Origin of the sequence: Nonomuraea sp. NPDC050680 (assembly GCF_040654555.1) — a bacterium.
Classification (GTDB): Bacteria; Actinomycetota; Actinomycetes; order Streptosporangiales; family Streptosporangiaceae; genus Nonomuraea.
Genome location: NZ_JBFAIF010000003.1, coordinates 908,883 through 932,793, shown reverse-complemented (window position 1 = coordinate 932,793; position 23,911 = coordinate 908,883). Strand labels below are relative to the sequence as shown.

Annotated in this window: 22 protein-coding genes and 1 pseudogene; 15 read left to right on the top strand and 8 right to left on the bottom strand. The window is 70.8% G+C overall.

Annotation, left to right across the window (positions count from 1 at the left end; translation table 11 throughout):
- Window positions 1-65: 65 nt before the first annotated feature.
- The 9 genes from AB0H88_RS15470 to AB0H88_RS15430 all read left to right on the top strand — a co-directional run bounded on the left by AB0H88_RS15470 (window position 66) and on the right by AB0H88_RS15430 (window position 10,618).
- The gene (locus tag AB0H88_RS15470) at window positions 66-1,301 is read left to right on the top strand and encodes an ROK family transcriptional regulator (RefSeq protein ID WP_357644675.1); all 1,236 of its coding nucleotides are present in this window, start codon (window positions 66-68) and stop codon (window positions 1,299-1,301) included.
- 23 nt (window positions 1,302-1,324) lie between these two features.
- On the top strand, window positions 1,325-2,254 hold the full coding sequence (locus AB0H88_RS15465) for a sugar ABC transporter permease (protein WP_357644673.1): 930 nt from the start codon (window positions 1,325-1,327) through the stop codon (window positions 2,252-2,254).
- Entirely contained in the window at window positions 2,247-3,053 is an 807-nt protein-coding gene (locus tag AB0H88_RS15460) for a carbohydrate ABC transporter permease (RefSeq protein WP_357644671.1), read from the top strand. The genes AB0H88_RS15465 and AB0H88_RS15460 overlap by 8 nt, the downstream gene beginning before the upstream one ends.
- A 27-nt stretch (window positions 3,054-3,080) precedes the next feature.
- Complete coding sequence (locus tag AB0H88_RS15455; RefSeq protein WP_357644669.1) at window positions 3,081-4,343, top strand: sugar ABC transporter substrate-binding protein; 1,263 nt, start codon at window positions 3,081-3,083, stop codon at window positions 4,341-4,343.
- Window positions 4,344-4,362: 19 nt separating this feature from the next.
- On the top strand, window positions 4,363-5,559 hold the full coding sequence (locus AB0H88_RS15450; RefSeq protein WP_357644795.1) for a glycoside hydrolase family 15 protein: 1,197 nt from the start codon (window positions 4,363-4,365) through the stop codon (window positions 5,557-5,559).
- Window positions 5,556-7,835 (top strand): TIM-barrel domain-containing protein, encoded by a 2,280-nt coding sequence (locus AB0H88_RS15445; protein ID WP_357644667.1) that lies wholly within the window; start codon window positions 5,556-5,558, stop codon window positions 7,833-7,835. Before AB0H88_RS15450 ends, AB0H88_RS15445 begins: the two co-directional genes overlap by 4 nt.
- Before the next feature lie 116 nt (window positions 7,836-7,951).
- Window positions 7,952-8,221 carry a DUF5110 domain-containing protein gene (locus AB0H88_RS15440; protein ID WP_357644793.1) on the top strand — a complete coding sequence of 90 codons (270 nt, stop codon included), beginning with the start codon at window positions 7,952-7,954 and terminating at the stop codon, window positions 8,219-8,221.
- Window positions 8,222-8,270: 49 nt separating this feature from the next.
- Window positions 8,271-9,611: a serine/threonine-protein kinase gene (locus AB0H88_RS15435; RefSeq protein ID WP_357644665.1), complete on the top strand. Its 1,341-nt coding sequence runs from the start codon at window positions 8,271-8,273 to the stop codon at window positions 9,609-9,611.
- Window positions 9,612-9,670: 59 nt separating this feature from the next.
- On the top strand, window positions 9,671-10,618 hold the full coding sequence (locus AB0H88_RS15430) for a hypothetical protein (protein ID WP_357644663.1): 948 nt from the start codon (window positions 9,671-9,673) through the stop codon (window positions 10,616-10,618).
- 202 nt (window positions 10,619-10,820) lie between these two features.
- Here the strand turns inward: AB0H88_RS15430 and AB0H88_RS15425 are convergent, their stop codons facing one another.
- Both AB0H88_RS15425 and AB0H88_RS15420 read right to left on the bottom strand, forming a co-directional pair.
- Window positions 10,821-11,183 carry a DUF5130 family protein gene (locus AB0H88_RS15425; protein ID WP_357644661.1) on the bottom strand — a complete coding sequence of 121 codons (363 nt, stop codon included), beginning with the start codon at window positions 11,181-11,183 and terminating at the stop codon, window positions 10,821-10,823.
- 5 nt (window positions 11,184-11,188) lie between these two features.
- Window positions 11,189-11,479, bottom strand: a complete 291-nt coding sequence (locus AB0H88_RS15420; RefSeq protein WP_357644659.1) for a hypothetical protein — start codon at window positions 11,477-11,479, stop codon at window positions 11,189-11,191.
- Window positions 11,480-11,570: 91 nt separating this feature from the next.
- Between AB0H88_RS15420 and AB0H88_RS15415 the strand changes: the two genes are divergently transcribed.
- Window positions 11,571-13,433, top strand: coding sequence for a serine/threonine-protein kinase (locus AB0H88_RS15415; protein WP_357644658.1), 1,863 nt, complete (start codon window positions 11,571-11,573; stop codon window positions 13,431-13,433).
- Between the two features lie 16 nt (window positions 13,434-13,449).
- On the opposite strand, the gene AB0H88_RS15410 is transcribed toward AB0H88_RS15415, so the two are convergent.
- Window positions 13,450-13,704, bottom strand: coding sequence for a hypothetical protein (locus AB0H88_RS15410; protein WP_357644801.1), 255 nt, complete (start codon window positions 13,702-13,704; stop codon window positions 13,450-13,452).
- A 56-nt stretch (window positions 13,705-13,760) separates the two neighbouring features.
- Window positions 13,761-13,877: pseudogene (locus AB0H88_RS15405) on the bottom strand (amidase family protein); the annotation flags it as partial.
- 405 nt (window positions 13,878-14,282) lie between these two features.
- Between AB0H88_RS15405 and AB0H88_RS15400 the strand changes: the two are divergent.
- The 3 genes from AB0H88_RS15400 to AB0H88_RS15390 all read left to right on the top strand — a co-directional run bounded on the left by AB0H88_RS15400 (window position 14,283) and on the right by AB0H88_RS15390 (window position 17,676).
- Complete coding sequence (locus AB0H88_RS15400; RefSeq protein ID WP_357644656.1) at window positions 14,283-14,936, top strand: nuclease-related domain-containing protein; 654 nt, start codon at window positions 14,283-14,285, stop codon at window positions 14,934-14,936.
- Between the two features lie 170 nt (window positions 14,937-15,106).
- On the top strand, window positions 15,107-16,945 hold the full coding sequence (gene ilvD / locus AB0H88_RS15395) for a dihydroxy-acid dehydratase (protein ID WP_357644654.1): 1,839 nt from the start codon (window positions 15,107-15,109) through the stop codon (window positions 16,943-16,945).
- Between the two features lie 236 nt (window positions 16,946-17,181).
- A complete protein-coding gene (locus AB0H88_RS15390; protein WP_357644652.1) occupies window positions 17,182-17,676 on the top strand; it encodes a WYL domain-containing protein in 495 nt (164 codons plus the stop codon).
- A gap of 243 nt (window positions 17,677-17,919) precedes the next feature.
- Here AB0H88_RS15390 and AB0H88_RS15385 read toward each other — a convergent pair whose 3' ends face one another.
- From AB0H88_RS15385 to AB0H88_RS15375, 3 genes are all read right to left on the bottom strand, one after another.
- Window positions 17,920-18,120 (bottom strand): zinc ribbon domain-containing protein, encoded by a 201-nt coding sequence (locus AB0H88_RS15385; protein WP_357644650.1) that lies wholly within the window; start codon window positions 18,118-18,120, stop codon window positions 17,920-17,922.
- A gap of 25 nt (window positions 18,121-18,145) precedes the next feature.
- Window positions 18,146-18,955 carry a GNAT family N-acetyltransferase gene (locus tag AB0H88_RS15380; RefSeq protein WP_357644648.1) on the bottom strand — a complete coding sequence of 270 codons (810 nt, stop codon included), beginning with the start codon at window positions 18,953-18,955 and terminating at the stop codon, window positions 18,146-18,148.
- 78 nt (window positions 18,956-19,033) lie between these two features.
- Window positions 19,034-19,543 carry an HNH endonuclease gene (locus tag AB0H88_RS15375; protein ID WP_357644646.1) on the bottom strand — a complete coding sequence of 170 codons (510 nt, stop codon included), beginning with the start codon at window positions 19,541-19,543 and terminating at the stop codon, window positions 19,034-19,036.
- A 278-nt stretch (window positions 19,544-19,821) separates the two neighbouring features.
- Here AB0H88_RS15375 and AB0H88_RS15370 point away from each other — a divergent pair, with 278 nt between their 5' ends.
- Window positions 19,822-21,921, top strand: coding sequence for a prolyl oligopeptidase family serine peptidase (locus AB0H88_RS15370; RefSeq protein ID WP_357644644.1), 2,100 nt, complete (start codon window positions 19,822-19,824; stop codon window positions 21,919-21,921).
- A gap of 9 nt (window positions 21,922-21,930) precedes the next feature.
- Here the strand turns inward: AB0H88_RS15370 and purU are convergent, their stop codons facing one another.
- Window positions 21,931-22,782 carry a formyltetrahydrofolate deformylase gene (gene purU, locus AB0H88_RS15365; protein ID WP_225292544.1) on the bottom strand — a complete coding sequence of 284 codons (852 nt, stop codon included), beginning with the start codon at window positions 22,780-22,782 and terminating at the stop codon, window positions 21,931-21,933.
- A 171-nt stretch (window positions 22,783-22,953) separates the two neighbouring features.
- On the opposite strand from purU, the gene AB0H88_RS15360 reads away from it, so the two are divergent.
- The gene (locus AB0H88_RS15360; protein WP_357644642.1) at window positions 22,954-23,892 is read left to right on the top strand and encodes an inorganic phosphate transporter; all 939 of its coding nucleotides are present in this window, start codon (window positions 22,954-22,956) and stop codon (window positions 23,890-23,892) included.
- The last annotated feature ends 19 nt before the right edge of the window (window positions 23,893-23,911 follow it).

The following is a 23,911-nucleotide window of genomic DNA, read 5'->3' as shown; positions in this document are numbered from 1 at the left end:
GCGGCCTGCGGCGGCCTCATATTTTCACCACTAACTTTATTTCTAAAGAAAGTCGTTCTCATCACATGGCAGGCACTGATCGTGGTGATCTCACGAGGACGGCGATCCTCGCGCTCCTCGGCACCGTCGGGCCGCTGAGCCGCACCGAGCTGGCGCGCGAGCTGGACCTGAGCCCGGCGACCGTCACGCAGCTCACGCGCGAACTCATGGGTTACGGGATGCTCGAGGAGCTCGACCTCAAGCCGTCGCGCGGCGGGCGGCCCGCCCAGCGGCTCGGGCTGGTGGGCAGCGCGGGCCGCGCGCTCGGCGTGAAGGTGACGGCCGACCATCTGGTGCTGGTCGACGTGCGGCTCGACGGCGAGGTGCTGGGGGCCTGGGAGTGCGCGTTCGACCCGTCGTCCCCTGAGGCGCTGGACCGGCTGGCCGACGCCGTCGAGGCGGTGGTCTCGGGCAGCGGGCGCGGGCTGACGGCGCGTACGTCCGCCTCGGCCGACCACGGGCAGGCGCCGCCCCTGCTCGGGATCGGGGTCGGGGTCCCGGGCAGCGTGGAGGACCAGGCGGTCGGCACGGTCAACGCGCCGACCCTGGGGTGGCAGGCCATGCCGGTGGGCGAGCGGCTGCGGCGGCGGCTCAAGCTGCCGGTGCTGGTGGAGAACGACGTGAACGCGCTGGCGGCGGCCGAACGGCTCTACGGCCGGGGGCGGACCCATCGGGACTTCCTGGTGCTGACCATCGGGCGCGGCGTCGGCGCGGCGATCGTGACCGACGGGCGGGTCTACCGGGGGGCCAGGGGCGGGGCCGGGGAGTTCGGGCACGTGCCCGTCGATCCGGCGGGGCCGGTGTGCGGGTGCGGGGCGCGCGGGTGCCTGGAGGCGTACGTCGGCTCGGCGGGGCTGCTGGCGGCGGCCCGCGCCAAGAAGGGCGGCTCGGCCGGTCTTGGCGGGCTGGGAGAGGCCGGGGCTGCGGGCGATCCGGCGGCACGGGAGGTGTTCGCCGAGGCGGGGGCCGTGCTCGGGCGGGCCGCGGCGGGGCTGATCAACGTGGTCGATCCCGAGGTCGTGGTGGTGCTCGGCGAAGGCACGGCCGACTGGCCGCTCTGGCAGGTGGGCTTCGACCCGGCCGTCAGGGCGCAGCTGTATCCGGGGCGCAGAGACATCTCGATCGAGGTGGAGAGCTGGGACGACACCAGCTGGGCTCAGGGCGCGGCGGCCCTCGTACTGGCCACCCCCTTCGACGCCGCCGGGGCCGCCGGCGAGCAGGGCCGCCTGGTACGGGCCCGCCTGATCGGGACGACGCCATGAGCCGGTTACCAGGGAGCGAACGCATGACCCTCACCGCCGTCCGGCCGAAGGCCGGGGGCACGGACGAGCGGCGGGCACCGCGGCGGCGATGGCGCTACGCCGGGACCGTGGCCGTGTTCCTGCTGCCCAGCCTGATCCCGCTGACGCTCTACACGCTGATCCCGATGGTCGCCTCGTTCTGGACGAGCCTCCACGAATGGGACCTCATCACCGAGATGCGCTGGGTCGGCCTCGGCAACTACGTCGAGCTGCTCGGCGACGCCGGGACGCGGGCCGCGTTCCTGCACACGCTGTACTTCATCGCCGGTTACCTGCCACTCGTCTACCTGGGCGGGCTGGGGCTGGCGCTGCTGCTGAACAGGGCGATGCCGGGACGCGGGCTGCTGCGCGGTGTCTACTTCCTGCCCGTCATCACCAGCTGGGTCGTCGTGGCGCTGATGTGGAAGTGGCTGCTCAACCCGGCCAGCGGGGTCGTCAACTGGGCGCTGGGCCTGGTCGGCGTCAGCGGGCCCGGCTGGTGGACCGATCCGGACTGGGCGATGCCGTCGATCATCTTCGCCTCGGCCTGGAAGGACCTGGGCTTCGTGATGATCATCCTGCTGGCGGGGCTGCAGGCCATCCCTCAGGAGTTCCAGGAGGCCGCCATGGTCGACGGGGCGGGCGCCGTCCGCCGGTTCAGGCACATCACGCTGCCGTTGCTGTCACCGTCGTCGTTCTTCGTGGTGGTGATCTCGCTGATCAACGGCTTCCAGGTCTTCGACCAGGTGAAGATCATGACGGGTGGCGGGCCGGGCGGCGCGACGCAGGTCGTCGTGTCGCAGATCTACGACCTCACTTTCCGGTACGGCCGGGCGGGCGCGGCCTCGGCGCTGTCGTGGCTGCTGTTCGCCCTGGTGCTGCTCGTGACGATCGTGCAGATCCGGGGGCAGAGGCGGTGGGTGACCTATGGGTAAGGCGATCCGCTATCTGCTGGTGGCTCTCGGCGCGGTGGTCATGCTCTTCCCGTTCGCCTGGGCCGTCATCACGTCGATCACGCCGAGCGACGCCGTGCTGGCCGTACCGCCGGACTTCACGCCGGACAACGCGAGCCTCGACGCCTACGGGAAACTGCTCGACACGCTGCCCTTCTGGCGGATCGTGGCGAACAGCGCCTGGATCGGGGCGGCCTCCACCACGCTGCAGCTCCTCACCAGCGCGATGGCCGCCTACGCGTTCGCCAGGCTGCCGTTCCCGGGGCGCAGCGCGCTGTTCGCCGTCTACCTGGCGACGCTGATGATGCCGTTGCCCGTGCTGGTCGTGCCGCTGTTCATCGAGATGCGCACGTTCAACCTGGTCGACACCTACTTCGCGCTGCTGGCGCCGACGATCGCGTCGGCGTTCGGGGTATTCCTGCTGCGGCAGGCCATCAACCAGGTGCCGAGGGAGTTCGACGAGGCGGCCGTGCTGGACGGCGCCGGACATTTCCGGATTTTTGTGTATGTGGTGCTGCCGCTGATCAGGCCGGCTCTGGCGACGTTCGCCATCTTCGGCTTCATGGCCAGCTGGAACAGCTACCTCTGGCCGCTGATCATCATCAAGTCGCCCGAGTTCATGACGCTGCCGCTGGGCCTGGCCACGCTGCACGGTCAGTTCACCACCGAGTGGGACGTGGTCATGGCGGGCTCGGTGATCAGCGTGGTGCCGATCCTCATCCTCTACGTCTTCGCGCAGAAGCACGTCATCGCCAGTGTCGCGCAGAGCGGGCTCAAGTAGTTGTGCACAAGTAAAGGAAGTCCCCCCATGTCCCAGAAATTCAGGGTTGCCGCTTCCCTGGCGGCCGCCGCGCTGCTCGCCACCGCCTGCTCCCAGGGCTCGGCGACGAAGGCCCCGTCCGGTGAGGGCGGCAAGGTGACGCTGCGTTACTTCACGTTCTCGGCCGCGCCCGACCACGTGAAGGACCTGGACAAGATCGAGAAGGCCTTCGAGAAGGAGAACCCGAAGGTCGACGTGGTGGTGGAGACCGCCCCCTTCGACGAGTACTTCACCAAGCTCCAGACCAGCATCGCCGGCGGCACCGCGCCCGACACCTTCGAGCTCAACTACGAGAACTTCGTGACCTACGCCAGCGCGGGCTCCCTGCTCGACCTCGACACGGTGAAGGGCGACGGCGACCCGTCGGTGTACGCCAAGGAGTCGCTCGAGGCGTTCAAGCGCGACGGCAAGCAGTACGCCCTGCCCGCCTCGTTCTCCACGGTCGTCCTCTTCTACAACAAGGACCTGTTCGACAAGGCCGGAGTGGCCCCGCCCACGGCCGACTGGACCTGGGCCGACGAGCAGGCCGCCGCCGCGAAGCTGACGGACAAGAAGAAGGGCGTCTTCGGCGACTTCCAGCCGGTGCAGTTCTTCGAGTTCTACAAGACGCTCAAGCAGGCGGGCGGCGAGTTCCTGTCGGCCGACGGCAAGAAGTCGGCGTTCAACAACCCGGCCGGGGTCAAGGCGGCGCGGTGGCTGGTCTCCAAGGTCGGCAAGACGATGCCGACCGAGGCGGAGATCGGCGGCACCGCCGACTACGACACCAACCTCTTCAAGTCCGGCAAGCTCGCCATGTGGCACAACGGCATCTGGCAGTTCGCCGGGCTGAAGGACGCCGCCTTCACCTGGGACGTGGTCGTCGAGCCCGGTGAGAGCGCCAAGGCCAGCGCCGTCTTCCACAACGCCGTCGCCGCCTCCTCCGGCACCAAGCACGGCAAGGAGGCCTGGGCCTGGGCCCGGTACCTGTCGTCGTCGAACACCGCGGCGACCACCCGCGTCGAGTCGTCGTGGGAACTGCCGCCGGTCGCCGACCAGGCGGTGCTGTCCGGCTATCTCAAGGACCCCAAGCCCGCCAACCGCCAGGCGGTGTTCGACTCGCTGAAGTCGATCGCGCTGCCGCCGGTCATCAAGCGCCAGCAGGAGATGCAGGACGCCGTGACCAAGCAGTTGACCGAGGCCGCCGCCGGACGCAAGCCGGTGGAGGAGGCGCTCAAGAGCGCCGCCGCCGACGTAGACGCCCTGCTGTCTTAGGAGAAGTTCGTTGACACTCGTGTCGCACAGCCTCGACCTGATCCAGAGGCTCCAGTCCCCCAGCGGCGCCTATCCGGCCTCGCCCACCTTCTCCGCCTACCGCGGCTACTCGTGGCTGCGTGATGGGGCGTTCATCGCCGAGGGGGTGAGCAGGCACGGCGACGCCGCCGGTGCGGACGCCTTCCACGCCTGGTGCGCCAGGGTGATCGGCGACCGGGCGGGGCAGGTCGACTCGCTCGTCTCGCGTGCCGGACGCGGTGAACCGGTCTCGCCCGCCGAGATGCTGCCGACGCGGTTCACACTCGACGGCGTGGACGGGGACGTCGACTGGTGGGACTTCCAGCTCGACGGGTACGGCACGTGGCTGTGGGCCCTGCGCGAGCACTCCTTCCGGCACGGCCGGGCGGTCCCGGGGGTGGAGAAGGGGGTGCGGACGGCGGTCCGGTATCTCACCTCGTTCTGGGACATGCCGTGTTACGACTGGTGGGAGGAGCACGTCGAGCAGCGGCACGTGGCGACGCTGGGCGCGGTGCACGCGGGGCTGCGGGCGGCCGTCGCGCTGGGTGTGCTGAGCGGGCCCGAGTCGGAGGCCGCGGGGCGCGCGGTGGAGGGCATCGCGGCCCTGGTGGCCGCCGAGGGCGTCTCGGGCGCCACCTCCGCCACGGCGTCCGGAGCCGAGGCGTCCGGAGCCGAGGCGTCCGGGGCCGGGGCGTCCGAGGCTGGGGCTCCGAAGTCCGGATATCTCACGAAATGGCTGGGCAGTGAGGCCGTGGACGCCAGTCTGCTCGCGTGCGTCGAGCCGTTCGGGCTCTACGCGGCCGATCACCCGGTCGGCGCGGCGACGGTGGCCGAGGTGGAGCGGCAGCTCGCCGTCGATGGGGGCGTGTACCGCTACCTGGCCGACACCTTCTACGGCGGCGGGCGCTGGGTGCTGCTGGCCGGGTTCCTCGGCTGGAACCACGCGCGAGCCGGGCGGCGCACGGAGGCCCGGCGATACCTGGACTGGATGGCGGCCCAGGCGACCCCCGAGGGTGACCTGCCCGAGCAGGTGTCCGACCGGCTGCTGGCGCCCGACCGGCTCCAGGAGTGGCTGGACCGATGGGGCAGCGTGGCCACGCCGCTGCTGTGGTCGCACGGGATGTACCTGATCCTCGCCGACGAGATGGATGAGCTGGACAAGCCCGATGAGCTGAATGAGCTGGGGGTGCGGGCATGATCCGGCATCGGCCGTACGGGTCCGGGCACCCGTACGCCACGACCGAGGACCAGCGCGTGCCCGCCTGGCCGATGGACGGCGAGGCGGTGGAGCTACGGGTGCGGGCCTCGGCGAAGGTCGTCTCGGTGGTGTGCGAATGGGCCACCGACGGCGCGTCGGCAGACCTCCCGCTGACCAGATCGAGTGCCACCGCAGAGGACACAGCACAGGACGCGAGCCCGGACGAAGGCCCGGACTCGACCCCGGACGCGGCCAAGACGGTTGACGGCGGGCATCTGGCCGGCGCGCAGGCCAGAGCGGCGCGGGCCGCCGCCGGATCGTGGGTGGTGCGCTCGCCCGTGTTGCGCGCCGGGCATCGGTACGCCTACCGCTTCCGGGCCGCGCTGGACGGCGGGGGAAGCCGTACCAGCAGGTGGTTCGAGGTGACGGCGGCGACGTGGGGCCGGACCGGCGGGAAGCTCGTCGTGCGCGGCGCCGACCGGGTGGTGCCGGGGAGCGTGCGGTGGCTGGTCGGCGGCGACGGGGCGCGGCGGGTGCGGTTCGAGCTGGCGCTGGCCGGCGGTGAGCACGTAGTGGGGTTCGGCGAGCGGTTCGACGCGGTGGACCAGCGCGGGCGGCGGCTGGACGCGGTCGTGTTCGAGCAGTACAAGGCCCAGGGGGCGCACGGCAGAACGTACCTGCCGATGCCGTTCGCGCTCGTGGTCGGCGGGGCGGCGAGCTGGGGGTTCCACGTCGAGACGTCCAGGCGGACCTGGTACGACGTCGGCGCGTCCACCCCGGACCGGCTGGTCGTGGAGGCGGAGGTGGGACCGGACGGCGAGCCCTCGGTCCGGCTCTATGACGGCGTGACCCCGGCCGACGTGCTGCGGGACTTCCTGGAGGAGGTGGGGCGGCCGACGGAGCTGCCCTCGTGGGTGTTCCGGCTGTGGGCCAGCGGCAACGAGTGGAACACGCAGGAGCGCGTGATGGCCGAGATGGACCGGCACCGCGAGCACGACATCCCCGTCGGCGCGCTGGTAATCGAGGCGTGGAGCGACGAGACGACGTTCACGGCGTTCCGCGGGGCCGCGTACGAGCCGTCGGAGGAGCCGCACCGGCTGGCGGACTACGCCTTCCCGCCGGACGGGCCGTGGCCGGACCCCAAGGGCATGGTGGACGAGCTGCACCAGCGGGACGTCAAGGTGCTGCTCTGGCAGATCCCGCTGCAGAAGATGCGCCCACATCCCCGGCACCAGGCGGCCGTGGACGCCCGGCAGCTGGTCGAGCGCGGCTACGGCGTCAGGGAGGCCGACGGCCGGCCCTACCGGAACCGGGGCTGGTGGTTCCCACTGGCGCTCATGCCCGACCTGTCCTCGCCCGAGGTCCGCGACTGGTGGACGGCCAAGCGCGCCTACCTGGTGGACGAGGTGGGGGTGGACGGGTTCAAGACCGACGGCGGCGAGCACGCGTGGGGTCACGACCTGCGCTACGCCGACGGGCGCCGGGGCGACGAGGGCAACGGCCTGTTCCCCGTGCATTACGCGCGCGCCTTCGGCGAGCTGCTGGAGCGCTACGGCAAGGCTCCCGTGACCTTCAGCCGGGCCGGGTTCACCGGGTCCCAGCCCCACGGGGCGTTCTGGGCCGGGGACGAGGACTCGACCTGGGCGGCGTTCCGGTCGTCCATCAGGGCGGGGATCACCGCCTCCGCCTGCGGGATCGTCTATTGGGGCTGGGACCTGGCCGGGTTCTCCGGTGACCTGCCGGATGCCGAGCTCTATCTGCGGGCGGCCGGGGCGGCGGCGTTCATGCCGATCATGCAGTACCACTCGGAGTTCAACCACCACCGCCTGCCCCTCAGGGACCGCACGCCGTGGAACGTGGCCGAGCGGACCGGCGACGACCGGGTGCTGCCCGTCTTCAGGCGGCTGGCCAAGGTGCGCGAGCGGCTCGTGCCGTACCTGGCGGGGCAGGCCCGCCAGGCGGTCGGCGGTGGGGCGCCGCTGATGCGCGGGCTGTTCTTCGACCACCCGGACGACCCGCGCGTCTGGGAGCATCCGCTGCAGTACAAGCTGGGCGACGCGCTGCTGGTGGCCCCGGTGACGGTGCCCGAGGTCGCGGAGCAACCGGTCTACCTGCCCGAAGGCGACTGGGTCGACGTCTGGACCGGCCGCGCCCATCGCGGCGGGCGCGAGGTCACGCTGCCCGCGCCGCTCGACCGCCCGCCGGTCCTCTGCGCGGCGGAGCACTGGCCTCATCTCTCACCCGTGTTCGCCACCTCCACAACCCGACCGGATTGAAGCGCTTTCCACAACCAAGGTCGGGGGATTCCAGCCAGCTCGGGCTCCGTCTGTGCGGTGGCCTGGGCTGCTGTTGCTTGGCGGTTGGCCTTCCGGCCCACGCGGTTAGACGCTTGGTGGACAAGCGGACCGACTCCACCACCAGGAACGAGCTGGTGGCCCGGGTCTACGCCGGCCCGGCCGCCTCGAACTCCACCCTGTACGAGGACGACGGGGCGACGACCGGCTACCAGAGCGGGGCCGTACGCACGACGCTGTTGAGCCAGCAGCTCAGCGGCAGCACGGCGAACTTCCCCGACACCGCCGACCAGTGGCGGTCCGGTGGCAACAGCACCTTCACCAGCCCCGCCTCGGGCGCGGGAGGCACTACCACAGGGGCGTTCTGAGCGCCGGATCCGGCGCGTCCATCGAGGTCGCGGTGTTAGCCTCGAAGACGTGCTCGGATCCGGGACCAGCCTCAACGATCGCTACACGCTGATCAGCCGCGTGGGCGGCGGCGGCATGGGCGAGGTCTGGCGGGCCACTGACACGGTGCTCGGCCGGACCGTCGCGGTAAAGGTGCTGATCCCCGCCCTGACCGAGGACCCGAAGTTCGCCCAGCGGTTCCAGAACGAGGCCAGGGCGATGGCCACGCTGCGGCATCCCGGCGTGGTCGACGTCTACGACTACGGCACCTCCGAAGTGGACGGGCGCCAGGTGAGCTTCCTGGTGATGGAGTTCGTCGAGGGCGAGTCGCTCGACCGCGTCCTGCGCCGAAACGCGCTCGAGCCGGCGGCCACCATGCGGCTGGTCGCCGCGGTCGGCGACGCGCTGGCCGCCGCCCACGCGCAGGGCATCGTGCACCGCGACGTCAAACCGGCCAACCTGATGGTCCGTCCCGACGGCAGCGTGGCGCTCACCGACTTCGGCATCGCCCACTCGGTCTCCGCGGTCCAGCTCACGGCCACCGGCGCCATGCTCTGCTCGGCCGGCTACTGCGCCCCCGAGATGGCCACGGCCAGCGACGTCACCCCGGCCGTCGACATCTACGCGCTCGGCGTGGTCGCCTATCAGTGCCTGACCGGGCAGCTGCCGTTCGATGGCGACACTCCCGTCCAGATCATCTACAAGCACCTGCACGCCCCCGTCCCAGACCTACCCGCCGACGTGCCGCCGGGGCCGCGCCAGGTCGTGACGAGAGCGCTGGAAAAGACGCCGGACCGGCGCTGGCCGACGGTCACACTGATGGCCGAGGCGGCGAGGAAGGCCTATGACGCGCCTGACTCGCTGGACTCATCGGCCCTGCCGCCCACACCAGACCTGCCGGACCTGCCGCCCACGCCGGACCTGCCGCCGACGCCACGCGGCCGCCGCGCGCTGGCCGCCGGGCTCGCCGTGGCCGTCGCGGTCCTGGTGACCCTGGCGGTCGCCGGCTCGGTGTGGGTCCGCAGCGACCAGATGGCCGAGCAGAGCGGCAGCGTCCTGCCCCCCGCCACGACCGCCACGACCGCCACGAGCGCACGCTCTACCTTTGCCACGCCGAGCAAGAAGCCGCTGGCGCCGCCGTCGAAGCACTCCCCCAGCGCGCGGCCGGTCGTCTCCCACACACCGACCGCCACCGCGACGGCCACCGCCCGACCGACCGTGACCGCTCCGACGGCCACCCCGACCTCCGACGACCCCGAGCCGACCGACAAGCCCACCACGCCCGAGCCGACGAAGCCCACGATCGAGCCCCCGGTCAGCGAGCCGCCGACCGACACGATCCAGTGCATCAAGGCGCCCTGCCACACCTAGCAGCCTCCCGGCAGTCTCGGCCGGACAGGCGACTATCCGGTCATGAGTAGGGTGATCGGGTGGATACCACTCGCGATCTGCTCGTAGCGCTGGCCCGCCGCTACGCCTTCGCCGACCTCGGGGCACTGGCCTCATCCGAGGAGATCGCCGACGTGTGCGAGTTCGGCAGCCGACTGCTCTCGCTGGACGCGGAGGACTTCGCGGCCGAGGCGAGGTCCGTGCCCGCGGACCTGCGGCGGCGGGCACGGGCCTGCCACATGCCGCAGACCGCGCGCGAGCAGCCACGCGGCGCGCTGGAGTCGCTGCGGCCCGCCTACGGGCTGCTGCTGGAGGTCATCGCCATCCGCTGGCAACGCCGCGAGCTGAGCTCGATGATCGCCGCCGTCCACATCGCCAGCGAATACCTGCCGCTGCTGGCCTACGAGCCACACCTCGGCCACGCCGGGGACCCCGCGCGCTGGCCCGCGGAGCTGAGCGCGCCGGGCAGCAGGTTCGGCGTGATCGGCGACCGCGAGTGCGACCACACCAAGTCCGAGCAGTCGGCCACCAACCGGACCCTGCGGGTGGCGAGCGAGCCGCCCGAGGGCTGGCGCGCGTACTTCGACCGGCAGCACAGCCAGGTGGCGGGCGCGATGGCCGTCTGCGTCGCCACCTGCCGCAACCCGTGCACAGCGATGCACTGGATCGAGCCGGAAGAACGCGCCGACCTGCACGTACGGGCCCGCACCGCGCTGGCGTTCGCGGAGACGCCGCTCGTACGCCTGCGGCACGCGGCGCCCGTCGGCCACGGCTTCGGTGTGCCCTCGCCGGAAGAGGTGCTCGACGCCTGGCAGCGCAGCCGGTCGGCGCTCGACAAGAACGAGATCGGCTCGGCCGCGCTCCAGGATGACGGGTTCCCGCTGCCCGGCCTGCCCGCGCTGTTCTCGGCCATCGGCCGCGCCCCCATCGTGCCCGCCACGCTGCTGGCGGGCGTCAGCGAGCACGTCGCCGGCCTGCTCCAACGCTGACCCTGGGCTTTCCCGGACGCTGACCCTGGGCCTTTCCCGAACGCTGACCCTGGGCCTTTCCCGAACGCTGACCCCCTGGAAGCCCTCCAGGCTGACCCTGGGCTTTCCCGAACGCTGACCCCCTGGAAGACCCCGCCGCCCGCCTCGCTTTCAAAGGCGGAGTGGGCGTCGCCTACCGCGGGGGCGCAGGCGACGCCCGTTTCTACCGCCTGGCGGTGGCCTGCTCGCCCAGCATGCCGATGCCGTACAGCAGCCCGCCCACCAGGTCGCCGGCGCTGAACGCCGTGGCCATCGACATAGCGGTCAGCCGGCACGTGGTGTCGGGCAGCCGCCGCCGGGCGTTCTCGCCGGTCACGATCTCCAGGGCCCGTCCGGCGACGTCCACGAAGATCACCACAGCCTCGTCGGCCTCCTCACCGAGCGCGGCGTGCAGCCGCTCGGCGAAGTGTCGCCGGCCGCCGACCGGCGCGCCGAGGAAGGCGCCGAAGCGCAGGCCGCTGCGCCGCTCGGCGACGGTGAGCGCCTGCCTGATGTCGTCGGCCTGGGCCGAGGTCAGTCCACGCATCGCCATCACCATCCCGCCGAAGCGCCGCCGACGCGCCTGCCGGGCTCGGCCGTCTCCGCCATCGCGACCCAGTCGGACTCGGGCACCGGCGCCCAATGAGCGACCCGGTCGGCCAGCACCAGGCCCGAGGTGCTCACGCCGTGCTCACTCCTGGACGGACCGCCCAGCCACACCGGGCCCGTCTCCATCCTCCGCGCCGAACCCCGCCCCGGCACCAGGACCGCCAGGCTGATCAGCACGAACAGAGCGAGCGAAACTCCCATGAGAAAAGCCAGAATCTCCAGCGCGCTGTCCACACCCACGAACGTAATCCCGGTTCGGCTGTCCGGCCAGACCCGGTCGTGAGAGAGTCTGACTCAAGATCCCCCAGACAAGGTCAACTCAACTGTGGATGCGATCGGAAGATATCCCGTCGAGCGCGTTCTGGGCGCGGGCGCGTTCGCGACGGTGTGGCTCGGGCGGGACGACCGGCTCGACTCCTATGTGGCGATCAAGGTGCTGGCCGACAACTGGTCCGCCGAACCGGCCGTACGCGAGCGGTTCGTCAAGGAGGCCCGGCTGCTGCGCCATGCGGACTCGCCGCGCATCGTCCAGGTCCACGACATCGGCGAACTGCCGGATGGCCGCCCGTACTTCGTCATGACTTATGCCGACATGGGGTCTTTGGCGGGGCGCGTCCTCGATGGCCCGCTGCCGCTACTCGAGGCGCTCCGCGTCCTCGGCGAGATCGCCGAGGGCGTGACGGTGCTGCACCGGCTCGGCATCGTGCACCGCGACCTCAAGCCGTCGAACGTGCTGTTCCGCGCGCTACCGGGGGGTGGCGAACGCCTCATGGTGGCCGACCTCGGGGTCGCCCGCTCACTGGCCGACGCCACGAGCCACACCATCGCGGCGGGCTCGCCCGGGTACATGGCGCCGGAGCAGATGCGCCTCGACGGCGCACCGGACGAGCGGGCCGACGTGCACGGGCTGGGCGCCATGGCCTACCACCTGCTCACGGGCCGGCTGCCCGCCTCGGGCTCGGTACGGCCGGCACCGCACCGGCTGCGACCAGAGGTTCCGGTACGGGTGGGGGCGGCCATCATGAAGGCCATCGACCCGGACCCGGACCGCCGCTGGCCAAGCATCACCTCCTTCGCCGCCGCCCTATGCGCCCGGGACGACGCGCCCCCGGGCGACGGGCTCCCGGAGTACGCGGGCGACGGGCTCCCGGAGGGGGCCCTCCCGGACGTCCAGGTCCCGGAAGGAGCGCTCCCGGACGTCCAGTTCCCGGGGGCCGGACTTCCGGAGGACAGACTGCCGGAGAGAGCGCGACCGGTGGGCGGGGCAGACTCGGAGCGGCGACCGGGCACCGCGCACCCCGGACCTACGGATGACGAGACCGCCGCGCACCGAAACACGGGCACCGGCGAGGACGCGAGCGGCCGTGCGACCGCAGGTGCAGATGCGGGTGCGGATGCGGGTTCGGGTTCGAGTGCGGGTGCGGATGCGGATGCGGGTGCGGGTGCGGATGCGGGCGCAAATGCAGACGCATACGCAGGTGCAGCCCCAGGCGGAGACCCCTTTGGGGGCGCGGGTGGCGGCGCTGGCGCGGGCGTGGAGACGGGTGCGGGGCGGGGCAAGGCGGCGCTGGCCGGGGTGGGCGCTGTGGCTGTCGCCTTGGTCGTGGTCGTCGCGGTGCTCACGCTCCGTCCCACCGACCGGTCGTCCACGGCGTCCGGTTCACCGGCCGGATCTCCGGGCGCGGTCAGGACGCCACGGGCGTCTGAACCGGAGTCGCCGAAGGCGGGGATGGGGTTGCGGGCGAATGCGGACATCCCGCCTCAGTACCGGGCGCTGATCATCCAGGCGGGTACCTGGTGCCACGACGTCAAGGGCCTGTCGCCGGCGCTGGTCGCGGGAGTCGTCAAGGCGGCCAGCGACTTCGACCCCAATCTGAGCGACCCGGTCGCCGACGAGTACGGCATCGCCAGATGGACCCCCAGAGTCCTCCAGTACTGGCAGCCCAACGGAATCAACGACCCGATGCCGAAGCCGCCCTTCTCCCCCGAACTGTCCCTGCCCGCGATGGGCCGCTTCTTCTGCGGGCTCGGCCCTCAGATCGCCGACGTGCCGGGGGACCCGGCCGCCAACCTGGCCGCTCTCTACGTGTCCGGGGTGGTGCCCGTGAGACGGGAACAGGGCGTGCCGTCCAAGTGGAAGGCCCACGTACAGCAGGTCCTGAAATATCGGGATCAGTATCAGTCCTGACAGCCACCACCGACCATCACGCCAGCGGCAACGACAGCGACAGCGACAGCAGGCAGCACACCGGCAACGATAAGGTTCCAGGGCCGCCGGATCGCCGGTCGCCCCAGAAGCCGCCCCTGGCCGCCTCAACCTGGGCCGACAGGGAGATCAACGTGCCTTCGGCGCCCAGGCGGCCCGCCACCATGACGCCGATCGGCAGCCCGTCGGCCGTCCAGTGCAGTGGCAGGTTCGCGGCGGGCTGGCCGGTCCTCGCGGAGGTACGCGGATCCATGGCGAGCGGGCGGGCGGCGAGAGGGCGGTCTCGGCGTAGCAGGGCAGCCCGAACTCCGGTGTCGCGGTCTTCCCCAGCATCACCGTGCCCGCGTCACGCAGGCGCTCGACCACCGTGTCGTCCACCGGGGCGACGAAACCCCGGTATGTCGACGACCCGAACATGATGGGCACGTCCTTCACCAGGTTAAGATCCTTTATGGGGATCGGCACTCCGGCAAGGGGTCCGGCTGGCAGCTACTTGGCCAGGCGGTGCGCCTGTTCGAGGGCTACCGCACACTAGGCATCTCTAGAGAAGAACGTAATAGATACCCGGAAAACGGGCGTAGAACACGGTGAGCTGGGCCATAAAACTATGGACAAGGCAGCACTAGGAATCGACAAGAACCACGGGCTACGGTGAGTTACGTGGACTCCGACCATCAGCGAGAAGACGGTCAGAACGCGTCACCCATCTGGGTGAGTGACCGACCCGAAGGCGAGCCGGCCCCCGCGAAGCAATCGGCGCCCACGTCAACCTACGCACCCATCGAGCGCGCATCCGTGCGCAGCCTGCTCCAACAGCCACGCTTCCGCCGCATGCGCAACCGCGCTCTGCTGGCGATCCTGGTTGGCGTGGTCGTGGGCATCCTCGTGGGCGACTGGCGGGTAGGCGTGACCGCGGGCGTGATCGCGGCCATCCTCGACACTGTCTACCGGGCGCGGTCCAACTCGACCGTGCCGGCCTGGCGCCGTTCCTCCATCGCGGAGCGCCGCACCGAGGCCCAACTACGCAAGCTCGAACGCAACGGCTATCGCACACTCCACGCGCGGGCGATCCCGGACAGCGAAGCTCAGATCGACCACCTCGTGGTGGGCCCGACGGGCGTCTACGCGGTCGACTCCGAGAAGTGGGACAAACGGCTGCCCGTACGCGTCCAGATGGGCAAGAAGCTCTTCCATGGGCCGTTCGACATGAAGCCGCGTCTCACCGAGGCCAAGTGGGAGGCCTCGCGGGCCAGCGAGCTGATCAGCGAGGCCTACGGCAAGGAGATCTCGGTCGTGCCCTCGCTGGCCATCTACGGGCCGCCCGTGCCGTGGAAGATCATGACGATCCGCGGCGTGGACGTCTACGAGGGCGCCCGTGCCCGCAAGTGGATCACCAAGCGGGAGCGGGCGCTGACCAAGGCCGAGATCGACCGCCTGCACGACATCGCCTCCAGGGTCCTGCCCGCGAGATACGGCGAGGACTGACCGACTGATCTCCTGAAGGCACGCCCGTCGGCAGTCCCGGCGGGCGTGCCTCTGGCATTCCGGGATCCACCCAGCTCGCCGCCGTACGCGTTCCGAGCGATGGACAGCTGTCTCAGCAACCGGGCAAATGGTCGTACGATGTGAGGACTCGCAACGATGGGAGAAGTTCAATGCCCGCCCTCAGGTCTCGTACGGTCACCCATGGCAGGAACATGGTCGGCGCCCGCGCCCTCCTCCGGGCGACCGGCGTAGCCGGGAGCGATTTCGGCAAACCCATTATCGCCGTGGCCAACAGCTTCACGCAGTTCGTGCCGGGCCACGTTCATCTACGCGACGTCGGCGACGTGGTGTCCGCCGCGATCCGCGAGGCCGGGGCGATCCCGCGCGAATTCAACACGATCGCGGTCGACGACGGCATCGCGATGGGCCACGGCGGCATGCTCTATTCGCTGCCGTCGCGCGAGCTGATCGCCGACTCCGTCGAGTACATGGTCAACGCCCACTGCGCCGACGCGATGATCTGCGTCTCCAACTGCGACAAGATCACGCCGGGCATGCTGCTGGCCGCCTTCCGGCTCAACATCCCGACGATCTTCGTCTCAGGTGGGCCGATGGAGGCGGGCAAGACGCCCGGCCGCAAGCTCGACCTGATCGACCCGATGATCGCCGCCGCCGACAGCAGCGTCTCCGACGAGGACCTGCTGGAGATGGAGGAGAACGCCTGCCCGACCTGCGGGTCGTGCTCGGGCATGTTCACCGCCAACTCCATGAACTGCCTGGCCGAGGCGATCGGCCTCGCGCTGCCGGGCAACGGCACGATCCTGGCCACGCACAAGGCGCGCAAGAACCTGTTCGAGGACGCCGGGCGCCAGCTCGTGGAGATCACCCGCCGCTACTACGAGGACGGCGACGAGTCGGTGCTACCGCGCTCGATCGCCACCAGCGAGGCCTTCGAGAACGCGATGGCGCTGGACGTGGCGATGGGCGGCTCGACCAACACGATCCTGCACATCCTGGCCGCGGCCCGCGAGGCCGAGGTCGACTTCGGGCTCAAGGAGATCAACGAGATCTCCCTGCGTGTGCCGTGCCTGTGCAAGGTGGCTCCGGCGACGAGCAAGTACCACGTCGAGGACGTGCACCGCGCGGGCGGCATCCCGGCCATCCTGGGTGAGCTCGACCGCGCCGGGCTGCTCCACCGCGACGTGCCGACGGTCAACGGCGCCACGCTCGGCGAGACGATCGCCGCCTGGGACCCCCAGTCGCCCACGGTGCGGCCCGAGGCCCTGGAGCTGTGGCACGCGGCGCCGGGCAACGTCCGCACGGTCAAGCCATACTCGCAGGACAACCGCTGGGACTCCCTCGACACCGACCGGGCCGAGGGCTGTGTGCGCGACCTGGCGCACGCCTACAGCTCCGATGGCGGGCTCGCGGTGCTCTACGGCAACATCTCACGTGACGGTGCCGTGGTGAAGACGGCCGGGGTCGACGAGTCGATCTGGAAGTTCAGCGGGCCGGCGGTGGTGTTCGAGTCGCAGGAGCAGGCGGTCGAGGGCATCCTCGGGGACCGGGTCAAGGAGGGCGACGTGGTCGTCATCCGCTACGAGGGGCCGAAGGGCGGGCCGGGCATGCAGGAGATGCTCTACCCGACGTCGTTCCTCAAGGGCAGGGGCCTGGGCAAGGCGTGCGCGCTGGTCACCGACGGCCGCTTCTCCGGCGGCACGTCCGGGCTGTCGATCGGGCACGCCTCTCCGGAGGCGGCCGAGGGCGGCATGATCGCGCTGGTCGAGGACGGCGACACGATCGAGATCGACATCCCCAACCGGTCGATGGAGCTCCGGGTCTCCGAGGCCGAGCTGGCGACGCGCCGTACGCGCCTGCTCGCCGACCTGGGCGGCTACCGGCCCCGCGACCGCAACCGTCCCGTCAGCGCCGCCCTCCAAGCGTACGCGGCCATGACGACCTCGGCCTCCACCGGCGCCTCCCGCGACCTCTCCCAGCTGTCTCGATAAGTTTTCTTTACGGCAGGCACGGTGGGCCCCACCCACCGTGCCTGCTGGCGTCTGTCCAGGGGCACGCTCCTCCGGTTCACCGGCTGAGCGCCGTGACGTGCGTCTTGCCGGCCATGGCCTCCGTCATTTCGTCAGTGGTGACGTGGCGGCTGATGGGCCTTATCCGTTCGATACATGGTACTTACCAGCCGTACAGGCTTTCGAAAACTGTCGGTGGTCATCTCTATTGTGGGGGTATGGCTACAGGCGTGAACTCCCACACTCGCCCGCTGACCACCGCCGAGATCGCTGCCCTCGCTCTGTCCCTCGCTCATCTGGGGTCCGGTCCGCAGGCCGTCACCGCCAGGCGCGGTCTGCAACACGCGCTCGAGCATCTGGAGCTCGATGACGAGGTCATCGCCACCACCCTCACGACGCTCACCGAGCCGCTGCCCGTGGACATCGCGTCGCGGGCCAGGCTCATCGCGGACGCCATCACCAGCCGGCTGATGATTCGTCTGCACTATCGCGATGCCTCAGGACATGTCACGGTTCGGGATGTCGAACCGGTGACGTGTCTGGTGCATCGCGAATACTGGTATCTCGTCGGGATCTGCCGGATGCGGCGGGCCATTCGGGCGTTCCGGTTCGACCGGATTCTCGCGGTCGAACCGACGCTGACCCCGTCCCGGCCGCACCTGGCCGACCGGTTCCTGCCGTTCCAGCGACGCAAGCGGGCTCGCGCCGCCTAAGGAGCGCACGCCCGGAGACACTCGAACCGCCCAGCGAGCACCCCGCCTGGAAGGCTGGGCGGGGCTCGACCCGTCGCGCCCCAGCCGTCCGCGCGCGGCGGGTCGGCCTGGTGGCCTCCGGCGCTTGCGGGGCGGGCTTGGGCGGCCTGAGGCACCGCAGGGCGGGCTTGGGCGGCCGGTGAAGCCGGACGACCTGCGGCGCCCTAACCGTCGGCGCGGCGGGCCGGCCGGTGAAGCCAGGCGTCAGCCGCAGCAACCCCCGCCGCAGCAGCTGCCGCCCGAGCTCGGCGCGGCGGCGCCGCCGGTCATCGCGACCGTGGAGAGCAACCTGACGGTGTCGTCGTGCCCCTCGGGGCACGCGGCCGCCTCGTCGGAGGCGGCCATCGGACGGGTCACCTCGAAGGTCGACCCGCAGGCACGGCAGCGAAAGTCATAGCGCGGCATGCCCCCAAGACTACGGCAAACACGGCTACGGCAAAGATCCGAAGGTCACCTGGGCGTAGTCGTCGACCGGCTCGTAGCCGATCGACCGGTAGACGGCGTTGCTCGTCGGGTTGGCCAGGTCGGCGAAGAGCACCACCTGCTCACAGCGCGTCTCCAGCGCCACCCGGCTGGCGAACGCGGTGACCGCGGCGCCGTACCCCCGTCTGCGGCAGGACGGCGGTGTGTACACCGGCCCGATGCGGCAGACGCCACCCGCCGCGGGCGACAGGGCGGCCATCGACACCGGAACCCCGTCCGCCTCCCACATGTACAGCTGCCGCCCGGCCAGCCGGTGCTCGACCTGTTGAACGGGATCCCCGCCCACGCCCAGACCCACCTCCTCGCCGAACGCCTGGAACCAGGCGACCAGCAGGGGAAAGTCGGCGACACCCGCCAGGCGGCCGTGGCCCGCCGTCGCGGGGACCATCAGGGTGCCGAGGCGGTAGAGGCGCTCCGACAGCACGGAGCGGGGCTCGCCCAGAACCTCGGCGAGCGCGCCGGTCAGCTCCAGCGGGCCCAGGACCTCTGTGATCTCGCCCCTCCACGCCGTGACGAGCGGCCCGATGGACTCGACCGGCATGCGGGCCAGGCCGATCGGATGCGGCGGCGTACGGAAGACCGCCCCCCGGACTTCGCCGTCGGTGGTCCACCAGCCGAAGGAGGCGTCATCGGCCGGCATCCCGGCGCGAATGTTGGCCAGCACGGTCAGCGGCACCGTGTTGCCCACGGGGTCGGCGAGCAGGAACGCCTCGGCGGCGGTCGCGTACTCCTCGACGTCGGCGGTGAAGGTCCACATGCCCTGAAATCCTGCCAGGAGTCGTGAAGCACGACAAAGACATTTCAGGCCCGGATCCGAGGGATCCGGGCCCGAAGGTCAGGCAGCCGCTTCCAGGTAGGGCGCCCATTGGGGATCGCCGACGAGCGAGGCGCCGATGAGCCGCCAGTGAGCGCCCCGTGGCACCGCCGGGGCGACGCGCAGCGTCCACCCCAGCTCCTCCAGGAACTTGTCGGCCTTGCGGTGGTTGCACGGCGTGCACGAGGCGACGCAGTTCTCCCACGTGTGGGGGCCGCCCCTGGATCGGGGAACGACATGGTCGATGGTCTCGGCCCGCAGGCCGCAATAGGCACAGCGGTAGTCGTCGCGCCGCATCAACGCGGCCCTGGTCAGGGGGATGCGAGACCGGTACGGAATACGGACGTATCTGCGCAGCCGGATCACCGAGGGCACCTCCAGCGTGCACGTCGCGGAGCGCAGGACCGCGCCGCGGCCGTCACGGTGGACGATGTCGGCCTTCTCCCGCAGCACGAGCACGATGGCTCGGTGCAGCGACAGGGTGGTGAGTGGCTCGTAAGTAGCGTTGAGCAGCAGGACTTGGCGCGTCATCGGGCCTCTCCCTGCTGCATGGGTATCAAGGGGGACATGCCGTGGCATGTCCCGGCTGTCGGCCCCTCCTGGGGCACTGGTGCTTCCGTCACGTGGACCTCCGCCGGACGGTCCAGCGGATGGTCACCACGGCACCGTCCTGTCACCAAGTCTGACGTTTACCGCGTGGTCCCCGCCACCCCATAACCCCCAGCCGGAATGACCAGAGGGACGCACGGTACGTTTTATGCCCACTTCACCAGGGCTTTACGCGCCCTGCTTGGCAGTAAGGTTCGGGCATGACGCGAGAGCCCTACCCCACAGCACGCCGCGAGGAACGCGCCGAAATTTTGCACGACACTCCCGTCGCGGACCCCTATCGCTGGCTTGAGGATCCCGACAGCCCGGAGACGCAGGGATGGCTGCTCGCGCAGGCCGACCTGTTCAAGCGGCAGAGCAAGCCGCAGCGGTTCGGGGACCGCATCGCCGAGCTGCTCAGGTCGGGCTCCGTGGGGGTGCCCGCGTGGCGCGGCGGCCGCCACTTCTTCAGCCGCCGCACGCCGGACCAGGAGCACGCGGTCTACTACGTCGCCGAGAACGACGAGAACACCGAGAACGACGGGGCCAGCGGCACCGGCGGCACCGGCGGCACCGAGCGGGTCCTGATCGACCCCATGGCCATCGACCCGTCGGGCCTGACCACGCTCGACGCCGTCCAGCCCGACAAGGAGGGCCGCCTGCTCGCCTACCAGATCTCGGTGGGTGGCAACGAGGAGTCGGTCCTCTACGTCATGGACGTGGCCACCGGTGCCCGCGTCGAGGGCCCGATCGACCGGTGCCGCTACTCCCCCATCGCGTGGCTGCCCGGCGGCGAGGCGTTCTACTACGTACGCCGGCTGCCGAGCACGGAGCTGCCGGAGGGCGAGTCGCAGTTCCACCGCCGCGTCTACCTGCACCGCGTCGGCACGTCCACCGAGGACGACGTGATGATCTTCGGCGAGGGCCTGAAGATGACCAACTACTACGGCGTCTCGGTCTCGCGTGACGGCCGCTGGCTCCAGATCTCCGCCAGCGAGGGCACGGCGCCGCGCAACGACCTGTGGGTGGCCGACCTGACCGCGTCCTCGCCCGACAGGCCCGACCTCCAGGTCGTGCAGGAGGGCGTGGACGCCCAGACGGGGCTCTCGTTCGGCCGCGACGGCAGGCTGTACGTCCACACCGACCGCGACGCGCCGCGCGTCCGGATCTGCGTCACCGACCCGGAGACGCCCGGCTTCGACAGCTGGCGCGACCTGATCCCGGAGGACTCAGAAGCGGTGCTGTCCGACTTCGCGATCCTCGACGACCTTGAGCGCCCGGTCATGCTGGTGGGCTGGACCCGCCACGCGATCAGCGAGATCACGGTGCACGACCTGGCCACCGGCGAGCGGATCGGCGAGGTGCCGGCCCCCGGCCTCGGCTCGATCGGCGGCATCTCCGAGCGTCCCGAGGGCGGCTACGAGGCGTGGTTCGGCTACACCGACAACACCACGCCGCCGACCATCCAGCGCTACGACGCCAGGACCGGCGAGACCACGCTCTGGGCCGCCTCGCCGGGCGTGGTGGACGTGCCGCCGGTGCGCACGTCCCAGGTCGTCTACCGGTCCAAGGACGGCACCGACGTCCGCATGCTGGTCATCTCGCCGGTCGACGGCGACGGGCCGCGCCCGACCATCCTGTACGGCTACGGCGGTTTCGGGCTGTCGATGACCCCCGGCTACTCCGCCTCGGTGCTCGCCTGGGTGGAGGCGGGCGGCGTCTACGCGATCGCCAACCTGCGCGGCGGCGGCGAGGAGGGCGAGGACTGGCACCGCGCCGGCATGCTCGGCAACAAGCAGAACGTCTTCGACGACTTCCACGCCGCGGCCGAGCACCTCATCGCGACCGGCGTGACGACCTCCGAGCAGCTGGCGATCTCCGGCGGCTCCAACGGCGGGCTGCTGGTGGGCGCGGCGCTGACGCAGCGTCCCGAGCTGTACGCGGCCGTCGCCTGCTCCGCGCCGCTGCTGGACATGATCCGTTACGAGCAGTTCGGGCTGGGGGCGACCTGGAACGTCGAGTACGGCTCCGCCGCCGACGCCGAGGGGTTCGGCTGGTTGGCGGGCTATTCGCCGTATCACCAGGTTCGCGAGGGTGTGGCGTACCCCGCGACGCTGTTCACGGTCTTCCAGTCGGACACGCGCGTGCACCCGCTGCACGCCTGGAAGATGTGCGCGGCGCTGCAGCACGCGTCCACGGGTGAGGGGCCGATCGTGCTGCGCAATGAGAGCGAGGTGGGCCATGGCGCCCGTTCGATCAGCAGGTCGGTCGATCTGTCGGCTGACACGCTGACGTTCCTGGCCCGGCACACCGGCCTGTAGCGAGGACCGTCAGCGGGGGAAGATGACCGTCCGGTGGCCGTCGAGCAGCACCCGCTGCTCGGCGTGCCACTTCACGGCCCTGGCCAGCGCCACGCACTCCACGTCCCGCCCGATCGCCACCAGGTCCGCCGGGGAGTGGCTGTGGTTCACCCGGGCCACCTCCTGCTCGATGATCGGCCCCTCGTCCAGGTTGGACGTGACATAGTGCGCCGTCGCGCCGATCAGCTTGACGCCCCGGTCATGCGCCTGGTGGTAGGGCCGGGCGCCCTTGAAGGACGGCAGGAACGAGTGGTGGATGTTGATGGCCCGCCCCGCCAGCTTCTCGCAGAGGTCCTCCGACAGCACCTGCATGTAGCGCGCCAGCACCACCAGCTCCACCTGGTAGTGCTCGACCAGCGCCAGCACCTCCGCCTCCTGCCGGGGCTTGGTCTCGGGGGTGACGGGCAGGTGGTGGTAGTCGATGCCGTACGACTGCGTCAGGGGACGCAGGTCGGGGTGGTTGGACGCGACGGCGACGATCTCGATGTCCAGGGCCTTGGCGCGCACCCGGTAGAGCAGATCGTTGAGGCAGTGGTCGAACTTGCTGACCATGATGAGCACCCGCGGCTTCCTGGCCACGTCGCGCAGCTTGATCTCCATGCCGAACTCCGGCGCAAGGGCGGCGAAGGCCGCACGCAGCTCGTCCTCCGGCAGCGGCGCCGCGAACTGGACCCGCATGAAGAACCGCTGCGCCTCCCGGTCCCCGAACTGCTGGCTCTCGATGATGTTGCACCCGTGCCCGGCCAGCAGGCCCGAGACCGCGGCCACCACACCGGGTCGGTCGGGGCAGGACAAGGTGAGGATGTATTCGGCAGAGCTCATCTTTTCACTCTCGCGGACAGGAGATCACGGGGTGGCTTCCGGCTGACCTGGGCAGACTACCTCTCAGCGGCGGACTCCACATCGCCGTCCGGCGGGCGGCACGGCCGACGGGCAGCGCACGTGGAGCGCCTCTCCCGCTAGATCGACCCGAATGGGATGGAGTCCCCGCCTTTGGATGCTTCCGTACTGATCGCGATCGCCTGTCTGTTCGCGTTCGTGTCCGGGATGAACGACGGCGGCGCCCTGCTCGCGACCGGGCTCAAACTGCCCGCGATCCGTCCGGCGGTCGGCACCCTCACTCTGGTGGTGCTGATGGCGTTGGTGCCGCTGGTGACCCATCAGGTCGCGCGAACGTTCGTGACCCGGCTGGCCACGTTCCAGGGTCCGGGCGCGAAGATCGCGATGACGGTCGCGGTGGCCGCCGCGCTGATCGTGGTCATGACGCTGAGCGCGAAAGGCCTCCCGACCAGCCTCACCCTGGCCATCGTCGGCGGCCTCACCGGGGCCGGCCTGGGCTGGGGGCTGCCGGTCTCGGCCGGGTCGGTCGCCCAGGTGCTGGCCTTCGCCCTGGCCGCGCCCGTCGCGGGCGGGCTGCTGGGCTGGGTGGTGATCCTTCTGCTGCTCCTGGTGACGACCGGCAAGGGGCTTCCGCGCTGGCACTGGGCGGGCTTCCTGCTGCAGACCGTCGCTTACTCCGCCAACGACGGCCAGAAGGTGCTGGCCGTCCTGATGGTCGCGGGGGGCTTCTCGAACGCGCCGCTCATCTACACCTCGCTGGTGGCGGTGCTGTTCGGGTTCGGCACCGTGTACGGCCTGCCCAAGGCGGGACGCACGCTGGGCCGGGAGCTCATCGTCTTCCGCCCCCTGCACGGTGTGGCGGCCGAACTGGCCTCAGGCCTCGCGGTGATCGGCAGCTCGGCCCTGGGTATGCCGGTGAGCATGACCCAGGCCATCGCGGGCGGGCTGATCGGCGCCGGGGTGGCACAGGGCGCCGGCCGCGTCCGCTGGCACGCCGCGGTCAAGATCGTCATCGCCTGGGTGCTGACGCTTCCGATGAGCGCGCTGGTGGCCGCGGTCGCGTCGTACGCGGTGAGGGAGGTGACGGCATGAAGCGGTCGCGGCGGGACCA